Origin of the sequence: Corallococcus praedator, from assembly GCF_003612125.1 — a bacterium.
Taxonomy (GTDB): Bacteria; Myxococcota; Myxococcia; order Myxococcales; family Myxococcaceae; genus Corallococcus; species Corallococcus praedator.
The window spans coordinates 1-427 of sequence record NZ_RAWI01001137.1 but is presented as its reverse complement, the minus strand read 5'-3'; the positions used below and the strand labels follow the sequence as shown (position 1 = coordinate 427).

Sequence of the window (427 nt, the reverse complement as noted above, 5' to 3'; positions counted from 1 at the left end):
CCCTTGTGCCGGGAGTATGGCTGGGTGAATTTCTGTTTAGTCGCGGTCTTGATTTGCCCTGGCTAGCTGGAGTCGGATATGCCAGCGGTTTAGCACTACAGGCGTGGCTAGCAGCAACGCTGCTGCGGCGATTTCAGATACAGCCCGCGCTTGCTCGTCTGCATGATGTCGCGAGTTTGGTGCTGTTAGGAGCGCTGTTCTTGACCCCGCTCTGTGCGCTAATTGGCGTTGCTAGCTTGAGTGCGGGCGGCAGTTTGGCCTGGAACCAGTTTGGCCTGCATTTTGGGCAGTGGTGGATTGGAGATGTGCTGTCTTTGCTGCTAATCACTCCTGTGGCGCTGACTTGGGCAAGTTCCAAGCCGATCGAACAACTGCGTGGTACACCAGCAGAGCGCGCTCGCCGCCGCTTTGAGATTGGGCTGTGGCT

The 427-nt window shown here is 57.6% G+C and carries 1 pseudogene; it reads left to right on the top strand.

Annotated features, from left to right (window positions below):
• A pseudogene (locus D7Y13_RS46495) lies at positions 1 to 427 on the top strand (hypothetical protein); the annotation flags it as partial.